This window comes from Streptomyces sp. CNP082, assembly GCF_059570535.1.
The window spans coordinates 1-15790 of record NZ_JCANSZ010000095.1; the positions used below are offsets into that span (position 1 = coordinate 1).

Sequence of the window (15790 nt, forward strand, 5' to 3'; positions counted from 1 at the left end):
CCGGCCATGGCGGCGACGACCGAGCCGCGGCCGCCGCCGAGGATGACCCCGCCGAGCACGACGGCGGTGATCGCCTCGAACTCCAGCCCCCGCCCGGCCTGCGCCGACACCCCGGAGAAGCCGGCCACCAGCACCGCGGCCAGCGCCGCGGCGGTGCCGGAGAGCACGAACGCGAGGGTGCGCACGCGGGGTACGCGCACGCCGGCGAGCGCGGCGGCGCGCTCGTTGTCGCCGGTGGCCAGGAGCGTACGGCCGAAGTCCGCGCGCATCAGCCACCAGGCGATCACACCCACCGCCAGGCACGCGAGCACCGCCCACGGCAGCCAGCCGCCGGCCTCGCCGCGGCCGAACTCCCGGAAGCTCTGCGGCAGCACGCCCTGCGGGGAGCCGCCGGTCCAGTAGAAGACGGCGCCTTCGAGGATCAGCATCATCCCGAGCGTGGTGATGAACGACGGCACCAGCAGCACGGTGGTGATGAGCCCGTTGACCAGCCCGACGACGGCGCCGGCCAGCAGCAGCCCGGCGGTGACCAGCAGCCAGGGCGCGTCCGGGTACGAACCGTAGAACTCGGCGCCGGCGACGACGCCCGCGGTGACCACCGCACCGACCGACAGGTCGAAGCCGCCGGAAACGATCACCATGTACTGACCGGCGGCGAGGATCACCAGCGGGGCGGCGCGTTTGACGAACGCGAGGAAGCTGTCCGGCTCGTAGAACCCGGGATCGGTGATCGCCAGGGCGGCGAGGAGGACGGCGAGGAGGACGTAGACGGGCGCACCGGTGCCGAGCGCGGCGACCAGTCGCCGCCCCGGCCGGACGGTGCGGTCGGCGGTTGCTGTCGTCATGCGGGCAACTCCCTACCGTGCACGTCCCGCGCGTCCCGCCCGGCTTCGCCGGCGGGCTCGGCGCCCTCCGGGCCGCCCATCTTCCCCGTCGAGTCGCCCGGCTCTGCCGGCGTCTTCGCCGGCTGCCCTTCGCCGGGTCCGCCGCGTCCGCCCGGCCCGCGCCGTCTGCCGGCGGCCCGCGCCCTGAGCGGCCTCGCATAGAGGGCGACGGCGGCGATGATGACCACGCCGCGGACGACGTTCTTGAAGAACGGGTCCACGGAGAGCTGGTTGAAGATGCTGTCCAGCACGGACAGCAGCAGCACCCCGCCCAGCGTCCCCGCCACCCCGCCACGCCCGCCGGCCAGCGCCGTGCCGCCCAGCACCACGGCCGCGATGGAGTCCAGGTCGTAACGCGCCTCCGTGCCCGCCCAAGGAGCACCGGCGCCGAGCCGGGAGGCGAGGAAGAGAGCGGCGGCGCCAACGCACAAGGCGCACAGCACGTGCGCGTAGATCACGGTCCGCCTGGTGCGCACGCCGGACAGGCGGGCGGCATGCTCGTCACCGCCGGTGGCGTACATGTGATGGCCCAGGCGCGTGCGTTTCGTGATCAGCCACGCCACCACGGCCACCGCGACCAGCAGGAAGACCGAGACCGGGATGAAGCCGATCCGGTCGTAGCCCAGCCGCTGGAACGAGGCGGGCACGTCCCCTGCGGGCCCGGTGTAGTTGTCCTCGATATAGCCGCGCAGGATGAACGCCATGCCCAGGGTGGCGATGAACGCGTTGACCTTGAGCCCGGTGACGATCAGCCCGTTGGCCAGCCCCACCGCGGCCGACATCGCCAGCACCGCCAGCACCGCCGTGACGACGCTGCCGTCCTCCATCGTCTCGGCGGCGACCAGCGTGCCGATGCTGATGAGGTACGCGACGGACAGGTCGAGCGAGCCGGTGAGGATCACCGCGGACTGGCCGACGGCGACCAGGCCGAGGGCGACCGAGTTCTGCAAAATACCGGTGAAGTTGGACTGGGTCATGAACTGGCCGCCATCGACGGTCACGATGATCCACCCGATGAGCGTGACCGCCGCGGCGGCCAGCCAGACGCCCACGACGGGATCGGTGAGCTTGAGCCGCCCGGTCACGGGCAGCCGGCGCGGGCGGGCGGCCGGGGCGGGGGCGTCGGCCCGTACGGCGGTCATGCGGCACTCCCCTCGGGGGCCGTGCCCGACGCGTCCCGGGTGGCGAGCCGCATGATGTCCTCCTCGCCCGCACCGGCGGGGAGTTCGCCGGCGAAGGTGCCGTCGGCCATGACGAGGATCCGGTCGCTCATGCCGATCAGCTCCGGCAGTTCGGAAGAGACGATCAGCACCGCCATGCCGTCACGGGCGAGTTCGCGCACGAGGGTGTGGATGGCGGCCTTGGCGCCGACATCGACGCCGCGGGTCGGCTCGTCGAAGAGCAGCACCCGCGGCCCGGCGGCGAGCCACTTGGCGATGACGACCTTCTGCTGGTTGCCGCCGGAGAGATACTGGACCTCCTGGTCGTGGCCGCGCGAGCGGAGATTGACGCGGTCGAGCAGCCCGGACACCTCGCCCGCCTGCGCGCCGCCGCCGTGGACGGCGCGGGTGACCAGCAGCGCGTTGTCCCGTACGGACTGGCGCAGCGCCAGGCCCTCGCCCTTGCGGTCCTCGGTGACCAGCGCGACGCCGCCGCGGATGGCCTGCCGCGGGCTGCCGGGGCGCAGCGCGCGGCCGGCGACGGTCATGCTGCCGCGGGTGAAAGGAGCAGCGCCGAACAGGGCCCGTACCAGGGACGTACGGCCCGAACCCTGGAGCCCGGCGACCCCCGTGACCTCCCCCGCTCTGAGGGTCAGATCGATTCCGGCCAGACGCTCGTTGCCGGCGCCCGCCGTCGTCAGCAACGGCTCACCGATCTCCCCGGGATCGGCGCGCGGCGGATAGTACGAACCGAGTTCGCGGCCGACCATCGCCCGCACGACATCGTCGGGGGTGGTCTCCGCGGTGGTGAGGGTGGTGACCTTGCGGCCGTCCTTGAGCACGGTGATGCGCCGGGAGAGGTCGAAGACCTCGCGCAGCCGGTGGCTGATGTAGAGGATGCCGATGCCGCGGGCGGCGAGGCGGCGGATGAGCCCGTAGAGAAGATCGACCTCGTGATCGGCCAACGGCGCGGTCGGCTCGTCCATCACCAGCACACGGACATCGGACGCCGCCAGCGCCTTGACGATCTCCACCGTCTGCTGCCGGGCCACCGACAGATCCTTGACCAGGGTATGGGGGGCGATCCCGGTCTCGTCCAGCTCAGCGAGAAGCTCGGCGGTGCGGCGCTCCATGGCGCGCCGGTCGACCAGGCCGCGACGTACCGGCTCGCGGCCGAGGAAGACGTTCTCCGCGACGGTGCGGTGCGAAAGGAGAGCGAACTCCTGATGGATGAGACCGATCCCGGCGGCCTGGGCCTGTACAGGGTGCGAAAAAGCGTGCACCGTGCCGTCGAGCGTGATGGTCCCCCCGTCCGGGGCGTACTCCCCGGCCAGCACCTTCATCAGCGTCGACTTGCCCGCACCGTTCTCCCCCACCAGGGCATGGACCTCACCCGGTTCGAGATCGAGCGACACCCCGTGCAGCACCCGCACCCCGAGAAAGCTCTTGGACACATCCTGCATCGTCAGCATGCTTGGAGGGTTCCCACCTCGCTTTGACCCGTCAAGAGTTGAAGCAAAGCGAGTATGTGGACTTTTGTAGCCAGCTTTGATCGACCTTCGAACAAAACACGCCTGGCCCCACGCGGAAGAGGTCTCTGCCGTGACTTTCGCGACGGTCACACCACCGCCGTCGGCGGGACGAGATCACATACCGTAAAGGACTGGCAAAGCGGCGGGACGCGCGAGCGCGCCTGTCAGTCCTCCCTCCTGGAGGTGTCTCGGCCTCGGCGGAAACCGCCACAAGTGCGCGGCACAGAACACGAAGTCGCCGGTCAGCGGCGAGAGTCTGCAGGATTCGCGTTGCCGCGCCCTCGCTCCGAGAACTCCGTCGAGACGCACACGCGTGGACCAGAAGGGACGTTGGCAGTGGTGGTAGCGAGCCGAGAGCCTGGCAGAGCGCTGGTCGGAGCCCCGCCGCGTGCTGACCCACGCGCACAGGACAAGTTGGTCCCCGCCATTCAGCCGCCGGTGCACAGCATCCGGTCCTGGCCGGTGGCCATCAGGATGAACCGGATCCGCAGACACCGGAGCAAGTCCAGCGGCGCACCGTACGGCGAAGGTGTGCATGAGGCGTACGAGACGGACGGCCCGGCCGCGGGCTTCGCGGACGTGACGAACGTGCGGCTCGGGCGGGAAGGCCAGCGGCGGAAGGCCGCCAAGGCCACCCACCGGTCAGACGCCGCCGGCCTGTCGCCGTGGTGGCTTGAGGTCGTCGGCGGGTTGCAGGCGGCCGACTTGGTCGCAGTACCGGAGCTGTCCCGCCAGCACACTGCGGTGCACGTTCAACGAATGAAAACACAGCCGCAGACCGCCGGCCCGGAGATACGGTGGCCGTCCGCGGGGACCAGCCTCTCCGCCAGGACCACCGGACCGAACCCCAGGCGGCGGCCAACCGCTACGGCGACCACACCGGCCCGGACGGGCGCACCGTTGCCGACCAGACGGTCGCACGGGGCTAAGTTCGCACCGGCCGATCGACGGGAACACCGACTGGGCCCCGGGGCGCGAGCAGGGGGAACGGTGGCGGCGCCATTTCACCCCGCCGGAGGAACAACCGCGGTCAGGGCTGGCCTGCGTTGCAGTGGGGATGCGGACCGGGAGTCGGCGCGTCACCGGCACGCGCACGCTCGACCGCTACGTCGCGCCGGTCGTCCGGTCCGGGTCGGGCTGGTTTTCCTGGGGAGGACGCGAGCCCGTAGCCGTCGTCGCACCGGTGCTCCTGTGGCTTCTCCCAGCTGTGCTGACGTCCTCGATCCCCGTGGGCGCCGCCTGGCTGCCGGAGCTGAGCTGGCTGGTCGACCGCCGCACGACCCCCGACGGCCTGGCGGTGGCGTTCGCGGCCAAGGGCGGGCACAACGGCGAGCCGCACAACCACAACGACGTCGGCCAGTTCATCCTCTCCGCCGGTGGCGAGCAACTGCTCGCCGATCTCGGTCCCGGTGGACACGCCGGCTACTTCGGACCGGAGCGCGACGCCGATCGCCTGCGGACCTCCGCCGAGACACACTGCGTGCCGATGCTCGACAGCCGACCGCAGCGGGCCGGCCGGGACGCGGCAGCTCGCGTACTGCACCAGCAGGTGACGGACGAAGGCGCACTGCTTGAGCTGGACTTGTCGTCCGCGTACGGAGGCGGCACCGAACTCCGCCGCCGCTTCGAATGGCGGCCGGACGGCCACCTCACGCTGACCGACTTCTTCACCGGCGCCACCCGGGTGGGGGAGGTTTTCATGAGTGGCCTGCCTCCCCAGCTCACTGCCGGCACCGCCCGCTGGCAGGGTACGTACGGCGTGGCCGTGCTCACGTACCGCCGTCAGTGCTGGCGGCCGATCGTCGAGGAGCTGACGCTCACCGACCACCGGGGGAAGCAGGAGACCGCCTACCGGCTGCGGCTCGAATCGCGTGGAGCCGTACCCAGACAGGCGGTATTCGAGTTCGAGCTGACGGTTCGCGAAGGCACCGCTGGGGCCTGTGGTGAGTGATCCGAGTACGAGTCCCGGGCCTGGTCGACCACGTGGAAACCCACATGACCCGCCACTTTGTCTCCGCTTTGACGGCGTACGCACTGTCGGTCTTCCTGCCCGGTGCGCCCCCTTGAACCGCGGCGGGGTCCAAGGGGGCACGCGCACAGCCAGGCAACTGTTGCCGATGAATGCCAGGGACGTGCTGCTCCCCGGCGCCGCGAGGGTTCAGCCGCGGACCTCGAAGCGGTACAGCGAGTAGCCGTAGCCCGTCTGCCGCGTCAGGCCGAGCATGCGGACATGCCGGGCGGTGACCGGTTGCGGCAGTTCCACCGTGTCCACGCCCGGCTGGGTGCGGTCGCGGCGCGCGGCGACCGTGCTCCATGTCGTGCCGTCATCCGATACCTGGATGTCGTAGTCCCGGCCGGCCGCCGTTTCCCAGTCCAGGAGGATCCGCCGCACCACGGCGCTGGCGCCGAGGTCGACCGCCAGCCACTCACTGTCCGTATAGCGCGAGGCCCAGCGGGTGCCCGGATCGCCGTCTGTCGCGTTCGAGGCGACCAGTGTCGACGCCTCCACCGAGGATGCCGTCGTCGTCTTTCCCTGGGCCAGGTCGGGGGTGTCGAAGACCTGCGCGGACCACAGGCTCCAGCGCGCCCTTCCGCGTTCCCGTCCGCGCAGCCGTACGTACCGCGCCCGGACGGCTCCGAACGTCAGCTCGTCCCAGCCCGCCGCGTCCCGGCCCCGGCGCTCCGCCACCGTCCGCCATGCCGAGCCGTCGTCGGAGACCTCCACGTCGTACGAACGGCCGTGTTCCGCCGCCCAGTCGAACCGTACGCGGGCGAAGTCCTTCGGCTCGCCGAGGTCGATGCGCAGCCAGGGCCCGCCTTGCTCCGCGCCGCTGGTCCAGCGCGTGACCGGATTGCCGTCCGTCGCAGCCGACGGATGCTCGCCGGAGGAGGAAGACGCCGCGGCCCCGAACGACACCTGCTCCGGCTCCGCGCGCGTCGGAGCGACGGCCGAGAGCCCGGGGCCGAGCGCGGCCCGCCGCAGTCGGGCGGTGAAGGCGGCATACGGCACACCCGCGGCGGCGCCGCTCCACATCTTCTGGCCCAGGATGCCGAACGTCTTCTCCACCAGCCCGTGCACGTCCCGCTCTGTGTACGCGGCGTGCACCAGGTCGTTCCAGACGGCCGACATCGCCCCGCGCAGCCGCGGGTCGCCGGGCTCCAGGCTCTGGTCCCCGGGGAAGACGTGCGGCTCCCAGTTGTCGTACAGGTACGGCCCGTCCAGGCCCAGCGGGTGGTAGTACGTGGCGAAGGGCACGATGTACAGCAGCGCGTCGTTGGTGTTGACGATCTCGTAGCCGTCGGCCGTCGCCGCGCGCGGCCCGTACCAGCCGTTGTTCCAGCTATGGATCGTGATATCGCGGTCGTAGCCGGAGGTGTCGGAGGTCATGTGGCTCAGGCTGCCCCAGGCCCGCGGATGCTTGCCGAGGCCGCGCAGGTGGGCGGCCATCCCGTTGAAGTAGGTGCGGTAGTGCTCCTCCGGGCCGGTGTACTCGTCCGCCCCGTAGTGCACCTCGGTGCTGCGGAACCACGGGGTGAACTCGTCGAAGACGTCCTTCATGAAAGGCAGCGTCTCCGGGTTGCCCAGGTCGAGGTGGTCGGAGTTGGCGCCGCCGAGACCGATGTCCGGCCGGAATCGTACGAACGAGCGCGCGTGCGCGGGGGCGTCGATCTCCGGCGTCAGTTGCACGGCGTGCAGGGCGGCGGTGTCCTCGAACGAGTCCCAGTCGGCGCGCGAGTACGAGCCGTCGGGGGCGGCCAGCCCGTCCCACTCGGGCTTGTCGCTGCGCAGCCGGAAGGCGTCGTATGCGCGCGACCAGTCGCCCTCCGGCGGCCGGATCTCGTTGTCGTTGAGGTGCAGTTGCAGGTCGTTGAGCTTGAACCAGCCCATGATGCGCAGGTAGTCGCGGATGAACTCCGGGCTGAAGAAGCGCCGCCCGACGTCCAGCATGAACCCGCGCAGCCGGTAGTTGGGCCAGTCCCGCGCCGTGCCGACCGGGACACGGCAGCGCAGGTCGTCCTGCAGCAGCACCTGCAGCAGCGTGCGGGTGCCGTAGTAGACCCCGCTGTAGGCAGGCGCCGTGACGGTCACCGACCGCTCGGTGACCTCGAAGGTATAGCCCTCACGCGCGTAGAGTTCACCGCCGCGCGGGTGCGTGTCGCCGCCGTCGAGCCGCAGCACGACGGCCCCGTCCGGCACGTTCGCCGAGACAAGCGGCGTGGTGCGGATACCCGTCACGTCGGCGATGTCCCGCGTCAGTTGCTCGGCGAGCGGCATCAGCCGCCCGGCGTCCCGCGGCGCGAGCACCACGCGCGACTCGCCGGTGAGCCGGAACGCACCCGTACCGCCGGTCCACTCCTGCAGCGCGGGCGCGACGACCGGCCGGGGGTTGGCGCCGTCGGCGGCGGCCGCATGCGGGGGCGGAACCGCCAGAGCCTGTGCCGCCGGAACCGCCGTAGCGGCGGCGACCACCGCGATGGCGCTGATCACCGATCTGCGCGAGAGATGTCTGCTGTCGCCCATCGAGCGGACCTCCAGGGTTTCGGGTAGCCCTGACGCAGTGGACTACACCACTGAGGGAAGCTGCTGACAAGGGTTGGCGTGCCAATCTGTGCACAAAGTCCATCTGGTTCACGCAACTCCTTGCACGCCACCCCGCGGTGCCGGACCGCCCGCGGCGTCGAGACACTTGGTGACGCCGTTGACGGTCGCCCGCAACTCGCCGGTGCCGGTGAGCTGCCATCGCTGATTGTCACCGCCATGGCAATCCCAGATGACGGGGTTCGTGCCATCGGACATGTCGTACGCCGGGATGTCCAGCGTGCCGGCCGCCCGCGGGAAGGCCATGAACTCCACGTTCTCGGTGGTGGAGATGGTCTCGGTCCACAGCAACGCCTCGACGCCGAGGATCGCGCTCTCGGGCACGCCGCCGCGCATGTACGTGCCGGGGTCCCAGTCGTATGCCTGTTGTACTTCGACGTAGCCGGCCCAGTTCAGCCCGAGAGGGGTTTGCTCGTTGTACTTCATGTCGAGATAGAGCCTGTTGGCGGGGGAGAGAATGAGCGGTGTGCCCGCTTTGGCGGCATCGATGACCTGCTGCTCGGTGCCGGATGTTCCCGGGGCGCGGTCCATGAAGGTGACGTACTCGTCGTGCGGTGTGGAGTGGGCTTCGTCGCCGCCGATAAGGGACGAGGGCCTGCCGCCGTGGTGGTGCGGCAGGCCCCGCCGCTGTTGACCGCGGCCGCGCTATGGCTGTCGTCAGTTCGGGTAGAGCTGCTGCTTCGGCACGATCTGCTGGTCCTGGCCCGGGCTCGACCAGAAGAGCTTCATGTGCGCCTCGCCGGTCTGCTCCGCGTACTCGACCTTGACGGAGTGGCGGCGCCCCGCGGTCAGTTCCACCTGAGCCTTGCCTGCGCGCGCTTCGTGCGGTGTCCAGTCATCGATGATCAGTTTGCCGTCGATCCAGACGCGCACGTTGTCGTCCGAGACGGTGGTCAGCGTGTATGTCTCGGAGCGACGGGGTTCGAGGGTGCCGGTCCAGCGGATGCTGAAGCCGTCCCCCGGTACCTCCGGATCCGGTGATCCGGAGAACTTCCAGGAGTGGTTGACGGTCGGATCCGTCCGGGTGAGCTTCGGCGCTCCGGACAACGCGGGGTTGTCGAAGACCTCCTGCTTGAGTCCGGTGCCACCGCCCGGTGCGGCTGTCGGGCCGGGGTCGACGGTCAGCTCGATGACGGTGGCGGTGCCGTTGGTGGCGCCGCCGGACGGCGTGATGTCATAACCGTCACCGGCGGCGGTGACGCTCACCTGCTGGTCGGAGCCGAGGACGCGGGCGTTCGTCACGGCGAAGCCGGTGCGGGCCGTGAGATGCAGCGCCGCGCCCGGTTGGGGCCACTGGGTGACCGCGGCGTAGAGCTTGTCCCCCTTGCGGCTGACCGAGCCCCAATTCGGCTCCTCGACCAGTCCGCCGTAGCCGGCGCCGAAGACGGAGTCGGCCTGGTTCGCGGTGCGCAGCCACTCGCCCACCTCCCCCAAACGCTCGACGGAGGCATCGGGGACGCGGCCACGGGCGTCGGGGCCGACGTTGAGCAGGTAGTTGCCGCTCCGTGACGCGGTGGCAAGCAGGTTGCGCACCAGAGTGGTGCTCGACTTCCAGTCCTGGTCGTAACGGGCGTATCCCCAGCTATTGTTGAGGGTCATGCACGACTCCCACAACTGGCCGTCGACCGGCGCGTCGGGGATCTCCTGCTCGGGGGTGCCGTAGTCGCCGTCGGTCACGCGGCGCTTGCCGACCCGGTTGTTGACGACGAGGTCGGGATTGAGGTCGCGCAGGTACGCCTCCAGGCGCTCGCCGTCCTGCGCGGTCCAGGGGTTGTGGGGGTTGTCGGTGTCCCACTCGCCGTCGAACCACAGCAGCGCCGGGTCGTAGTTGTCGACCAGCTCCTTGAGCTGGGCGTACATGCGTTCTTGGTACCTGGGGAAGGTGGCCGGGTCGGGGAAGTCCGGATCGTGCCAGTCCCAGATCGAGTAGTAGAAGCCGAGCTTGATGCCGGCCGCGTCGGCCGCCTGCTTCAGCTCGGCCATGATGTCCCGGTTCTTGTCGAAGGCCGAGTGGTCGTGCAGGTTCCAGGAGTTGACCTTCGTCGGCCACATCGCGTAGCCGTCGTGGTGCTTGGCCGTGATGACGATGTAGCGCATGCCGGCGTCCTTGGCCGCGCCGACCACGGCCTCGGCGTCGAAGTCGGCGGGGTCGAAGGTCGCGGCCTGCTTCTCGTACTCCGCCGTCGGGATATTGCACTCCCGCTTGATCCACTCGGCGTTACGGCACACGGTGCCGTCCGGGCGGGTGTACTCGCCTTCCAGGTTGGAGTAGGCGCCGAAGTGGATGAACATGCCGAAGCGGTCCTGGCGGAACCAGCTCGTACGGTCGGACGAGAAGGGGTCGTCCGCGGCGTAGTCGTTGCCGGGACCGGTGGCGGGAGGGGCCGCCGCGGAGGCGGTGGGCAGCCCGGCGGACAGCGTGCCAGCGGCGAGAGTAGCGGCGACCAGCAGAGGCAGTGCGGTGGCTCTCCGCGCAGAGCGGACGTGGGGGATATGCATCGCAGCTCCCAATTCATCGGATGACTCGGACCGTAGAAACGGACGTACAGGATGTCAATGGACTGTTGTTGGGGAAAATTCTCGCCCCCTCCCTCTCCCGGCCATCCAGATATCCGATGTATCGTCGCCCGTCAGGAGGGTGTCTCGCGAGTCCGTCGATGCTGGACGCCCCGGGGTGGACCCCGCCCTCGCCCTGCCCGTGGAGCCGACCCCTCCCCGCGGCGGCCGCGGGCGCCTGCGAGCGACCTTGCGTAAAGCATCGGCAAAACGACGGGACGTGTGAAACCGCTCCCTGCTCCTTCCTCTGCGGGGAGGCCTGATGGCCACCGACGGCGCGGTCCAGGACGGCGGACGGGAGCAGGGCGAAGGAGCCTGACGCCGACATGAGACACCACTCGTGAACGCGGTGCCGATCCCCCTTGTGACAGAACCGGCGAGGGTGAGGAAGGACGTGGAAGGTAGTGGGGGCAAGCAGACGGTCCGGCGGATCACCGGCCGCGGCGGGTGCGTCCGCCAACGCGCGGAGGGCAAGCCACTACCCCTGGGTGGTGGTCAGCGACCGGGTCTGGACACCGACCGCGGCCTACGAGACGTCTCAGAACCGTCTGGACGCCCGATCGCTTCGACCCGCAGAGGCATGAGCACTCCCCCGATCCGCCCCGAGGGCGCTGAATGGGTACCCGGTCGAGAGCACAGCGACTACTGGCAGCGCACGTTCGCACCACGGACGGCAGTGCGCAGACCGGCGCTGGTGTGCACCACGGCCGGCATACAGCGCAGGCATACGGCAGAGGAGCCGGGCACGTGCGACTACCACGTCGCTCGCGTCGTGCTGTCCGGATCCGGCTCGTTCTCCTTGGGCGGTCGCGCACCCTTCGACGTGGCCGCTCCCGTCCTGCTGCATGTCCCTCCCGGCGTGGAGCACCGCTATGTGCCGCGTGGTACGAGTTGGTCGGAGTGCTTCGTCGGTCTCACCGGAGCCGCCGTGGACGCACACGTGGAGTTCAGCCACAACGACATGGCCGTTCCGCTCTCCACCGGAGAACCCGTACGCCGTGCCGTCCGCAAACTTGCCACGGTATGCGACGAGTCCGAGCCGCACTACGCCTCGTCCGTCGCCGTCGCTCTGCACGAGTTCCTGGTCACCTTGCGGCGCGTCAGGGCGGGCATGGTCCCGCACGTCCCGACCGTGCTTGAGCGGTTTGCCGAGGCCGCCTATCTGCCGATCTCCGTACCCGAACACGCCCGCAGGCTGTCACTCACCCGGGACGAGTTGCGCGAAGTGGTGGGGCACATGGCCGGGTGCAGCCCCAAGGAGTTCATCCTCGGAGCCCGCCTGAACCTCGCGAAAGATCTCCTGGCCACCACCAATCTCACCGTTGCGTCGGTTGCCCGTCGCATCGGCTACGACGATCAGGGGTATTTCACCCGCTTGTTCACCAAGCGGGTCGGGATGCCGCCGAGTTCGTTCCGAGGGCAGCACAAGCGGCTCTCCTGACTGCTCGAAACCACATCCCATGCGCCGGCCTGTAGCCCTGAAGCACCTCGCCTACGACGTCGAGACTTCCCACTCACGCTGACCCGGGTCGGAGTTGACCGATGGGCATCGGCGGAGCGCTGCTGTCGTCGGCCTCCATCCGCTGCGCGCATACGCAGTTGCTCGCTACGTGCGCATCCAGTTGGAGGCGGAGAACACACCGCTGTCTCTGGCCGAAGTAGAGGTGTACGCACGCTGACCCGCTCCCGTACTTGCCGGAAGGCACAGTGATGCAACATCCGATCCGACATCTCGGACTTATCGGCACTACCCTGCTCGCCACCCTGGCCTCCGGGCCCCTCGCCGCGGCACCCACGTCCGCGGCCGGTGAAACAACGATTCACGTGTCCCCGGACGGCTTGGAAAGCGCACTCGGGACTTCTGCGGACCCGGTCAAGACGCTGCCCAAGGCACAGGCCGCCGGTGCTGCCGACCGAGATCATCATCCGGAGTTCCACCACGGCCCTGCGAGGCTGACGGCCCCGGTAGGGGAGTTGCATCGCGCTCCCGGCGGCTAGTTCCACCGGCTGGGGAGTGCCCTCCCCCACTCCCCAGCCGGTGCACCCCGCTGTTTGCGCCCACACGTTCCGCCGGAGACATCGGGGGAGAGATCCTCGCGAACTCGTCCGGGCGGTCTCGGCGTCGTCTCGTCGCTGCGCCCGGCAGCCTCGGACCGGTCCCCTGCGGGTACCGCCTGTGCAGCAGCACGAACCTAAATGATCCGACCAATCAACACGCATCACTGAAGAATTCCGAGAAGAAATCCATGCAGTGGACGCGGACGCAAGTATTGATCGGATCTCTTACCTGCCTTACGGTTCCGACCAGGCATGCATCTCCCTCCCGCCTATCCAGAGGAGCACAGCGCATGTTCAGCAGATCCATGGGTCGACGAGCACCACGCCGGGTCGGCTGGCGGCCCACGATTGTTTCGCTCGGCATCCTCGCGGCCCTGGGCGCCAACGTCGTCGCGGCCACGCCTGTCACGGCGGAGCCACGAGAAGCGGCGGAGCCGAACCCGGTTGTCGAGATCAGCAGCACCGACACGAAGGAGCAGATCCTCCGGAAGGCGGCATCGGTGACGCCGTCGGCACGGCAGCTTGCATGGCAGCGTGAGGAGCTGACCGGGTTCGTCCATTTCGGCCCGAACACCTTCACCGGCAAGGAGTGGGGGTCGGGGCTTGAGGATCCGGACGTGTTCAACCCGTCCAACCTGGACACCGACCAGTGGATGGCCACGTTCAAGGACGCGGGCTTCAAGAAGGTGATCCTCACCGCCAAGCACCACGACGGCATGCTGATGTTCCCGTCGGCCTACTCCGACTACGGGGTGGCTTCCAGCACCTGGCAGGACGGCAAGGGTGACGTGCTCAAGTCGTTCACCGACTCTGCCCGCAAGTACGGGCTCAAGGTCGGCTTCTACCTGTCGCCCGCGGACGGCCACGAGTTCGAGACCAGGGAGACCACCGGGAGGTACGGCAACGGCAGCAGCCCGAAGGCCACCCGGATACCCAGCAACGGAGACGGCAACGGCACGACCTTCGACTTCACCGTCGACGACTACAACCGGTACTACATGAACACCCTGTACGAGCTGCTCACCAAGTACGGCAAGGTCGACGAGGTCTGGCTGGACGGCGCCAACCCCTGGGCCGACCAGGTCACGCAGAAGTACAACTTCACGGACTGGATCACCATGGTCCGCACCCTCCAGCCCGGGGCGGTCGTCTTCCAGGACGGCGGGCCGGATGTCCGCTGGGCCGGCAACGAGGACGGTCTCACCCACCGGACCAGCGAATGGTCGCCGCTGCCGTACAACACCGACTACAGCGGCAATCCGGCCGACCCCGCGACCGCCGCCGACACGATACTGGAGACTCCCGGCGGCAACTCCGCCCAGGACCTGGGCAGCGACGCCATGCTCGGGCAGCAGACCGACGGCGGCAGCAGCTGGAAGCTGCTGCGGTGGACGCCGTCCGAGTGCGACGGCCGGCTGCAGGCGGGGTCCTGGTTCTGGGATTCGGGCGCCCGGCCGGTCTCGCTGGACACGCTGAAGAACATGTACCTCAAATCGGTGGGCAAGAACTGCCAGTTGCTGCTGAACGTCGCCCCCGACAACACCGGGCGCTTCCCCGCCGACGCGGTCGCCCGCATGAAGGAGTTCGGCGACTGGACCCGGTCGGTCCAGGAGAATGCCTCCGTCGGCGCGTCAGCGAGCAACGATGCTGGCACGTCGAACACCAAGGGCCACGGCCCCGACAACGTGCTGGACTCCGACGACGCCACCGCCTGGCAGCCCACGGGCACCACAGGAAACCTCGTGCTGGACCTGCACTCGTCCAAGACATTCAACGTGGTGAACCTGCAGGAGAGCCTCCAGGTCGGCCAGCGTGTGTCCAGCTTCGCCGTGGACAGGTGGGACGGCACCGCATGGCAGGAGGCCGGCACCGGCACCACCATCGGCTACCGGCGGCTCCTCAAACTGCCGAATCCGGTCACCACCACCAAGCTGCGGCTGCGGATCACCGCGTCGAGGGCGCTGCCGCCGGCGATCTCCACCTTCTCGGTCCACAAGGACGGCACTCTCGACGACAACCTCGCCCTCGGCAAACCCGCCGCGCAGTCCAGCACGCTGAACGACGCCAACGCGGGCCGAGCCGTGGACGGCGACACCAACGGCGCGTACTTCGCCGGATCGGTCACCCACACCTCGGACACCCCGTTGGACACCAACCCCTGGTGGCAGGTCGACCTCGGTGAGTCCCACCGGGTGGGTTCGATGAAGCTGTGGAACCGGACCGACTGCTGCGCCGACCGGCTGCGCGACTTCTACGTTCTCGCCTCCAGCACCCCCTTCACCTCTGACGACCCCGAGGTGATCAAAAACCAGGAGGGCGTCTGGAGCCACCGCCAGGACGGCCCCGCAGGAGAGACGCTGACGCTGCCGGTCGGCCAGAAGGCCCGCTACGTCCGCGTCCAGCTCGTCGGCTCCGACCGGCCTCTGTCCCTCGCCGAGGTCCAGATCTTCAAGTAGGCCGAACCCGGTCCGTGGCGTCCGCTCGTGCGGCCGCCACGGACGTGTGACCTCCGCACCGCGCTACGGGCCACGCGTCCGGGCCGCTCCCGCAGGTCACGGCCGGCCGGATGACAGGGCGTCGCGGCGCAGGCCGGCGGCGCTGTGTCCATTGCCGGTCGAGTTGGCTGCGTCCGCCCTGGGGGACGTGCCCGTGGTCGACGGGGCGGCGGCCGGCGCCGTGCGTGGCGACGGTCCCCCAGACTTCCGGAGCGTGTCGGTACGTGGCTGTTCCCGCGTCAACGTCGCGTTGGCGTGGGAGTCGCCACCTCGGGACGGACGAATGGTCTGAACGCCGCGCCGGGCGGGCGCTCCCGTACGCGTGGACGGGAGCGCCCCGGTACGGCTAGGTTCTGTTTCTCGGATCATGTGCGGAGCCAGATGGCCAGGGCTGCGACGGTGATGGTCCCGAGGTAGACGTAGGCGCGTTTGTCGTAGCGGGTGGCCACGGCCCGGTGGTTCTTGAGGCGATTGATCGCCCGCTCGACGACGTTGCGCTTCTTGT

Annotated in this window: 7 protein-coding genes and 3 pseudogenes; 3 read left to right on the forward strand and 7 right to left on the reverse strand. The window is 69.5% G+C overall.

Annotation, left to right across the window (positions count from 1 at the left end; translation table 11 throughout):
• The 3 genes and pseudogenes from B124_RS35570 to B124_RS35580 form a co-directional block, all read right to left on the reverse strand.
• Window positions 1–845: ABC transporter permease (locus tag B124_RS35570; protein ID WP_496507163.1), on the reverse strand; the 845-nt coding region annotated here is incomplete at its 3' end.
• Between the two features lie 164 nt (window positions 846–1009).
• Window positions 1010–2026: pseudogene (locus B124_RS35575) on the reverse strand (ABC transporter permease); the annotation flags it as partial.
• The gene (locus B124_RS35580; RefSeq protein ID WP_496507164.1) at window positions 2023–3516 is read right to left on the reverse strand and encodes a sugar ABC transporter ATP-binding protein; all 1494 of its coding nucleotides are present in this window, start codon (window positions 3514–3516) and stop codon (window positions 2023–2025) included. The gene B124_RS35580 and the pseudogene B124_RS35575, both read right to left, overlap by 4 nt.
• A gap of 1267 nt (window positions 3517–4783) precedes the next feature.
• Between B124_RS35580 and B124_RS35585 the strand changes: the two genes are divergently transcribed.
• Window positions 4784–5527: a heparinase II/III domain-containing protein gene (locus B124_RS35585; RefSeq protein WP_496507165.1), complete on the forward strand. Its 744-nt coding sequence runs from the start codon at window positions 4784–4786 to the stop codon at window positions 5525–5527.
• A 207-nt stretch (window positions 5528–5734) separates the two neighbouring features.
• Here B124_RS35585 and B124_RS35590 read toward each other — a convergent pair whose 3' ends face one another.
• The 3 genes and pseudogenes from B124_RS35590 to B124_RS35600 form a co-directional block, all read right to left on the reverse strand.
• On the reverse strand, window positions 5735–8098 hold the full coding sequence (locus B124_RS35590) for a glycoside hydrolase family 20 protein (protein ID WP_496507166.1): 2364 nt from the start codon (window positions 8096–8098) through the stop codon (window positions 5735–5737).
• Between the two features lie 108 nt (window positions 8099–8206).
• Window positions 8207–8758 (reverse strand): annotated as a pseudogene (locus tag B124_RS35595) (family 20 glycosylhydrolase); the annotation flags it as partial.
• Window positions 8759–8833: 75 nt separating this feature from the next.
• On the reverse strand, window positions 8834–10675 hold the full coding sequence (locus B124_RS35600; RefSeq protein ID WP_496507167.1) for an alpha-L-fucosidase: 1842 nt from the start codon (window positions 10673–10675) through the stop codon (window positions 8834–8836).
• 637 nt (window positions 10676–11312) lie between these two features.
• Between B124_RS35600 and B124_RS35605 the strand changes: the two genes are divergently transcribed.
• Both B124_RS35605 and B124_RS35610 read left to right on the forward strand, forming a co-directional pair.
• Entirely contained in the window at window positions 11313–12173 is an 861-nt protein-coding gene (locus B124_RS35605) for a helix-turn-helix transcriptional regulator (RefSeq protein WP_496507168.1), read from the forward strand.
• A 907-nt stretch (window positions 12174–13080) separates the two neighbouring features.
• Window positions 13081–15246, forward strand: coding sequence for an alpha-L-fucosidase (locus B124_RS35610; protein ID WP_496507169.1), 2166 nt, complete (start codon window positions 13081–13083; stop codon window positions 15244–15246).
• Between the two features lie 404 nt (window positions 15247–15650).
• Here the strand turns inward: B124_RS35610 and B124_RS35615 are convergent.
• Window positions 15651–15790 (reverse strand): annotated as a pseudogene (locus B124_RS35615) (IS5/IS1182 family transposase); the annotation flags it as partial.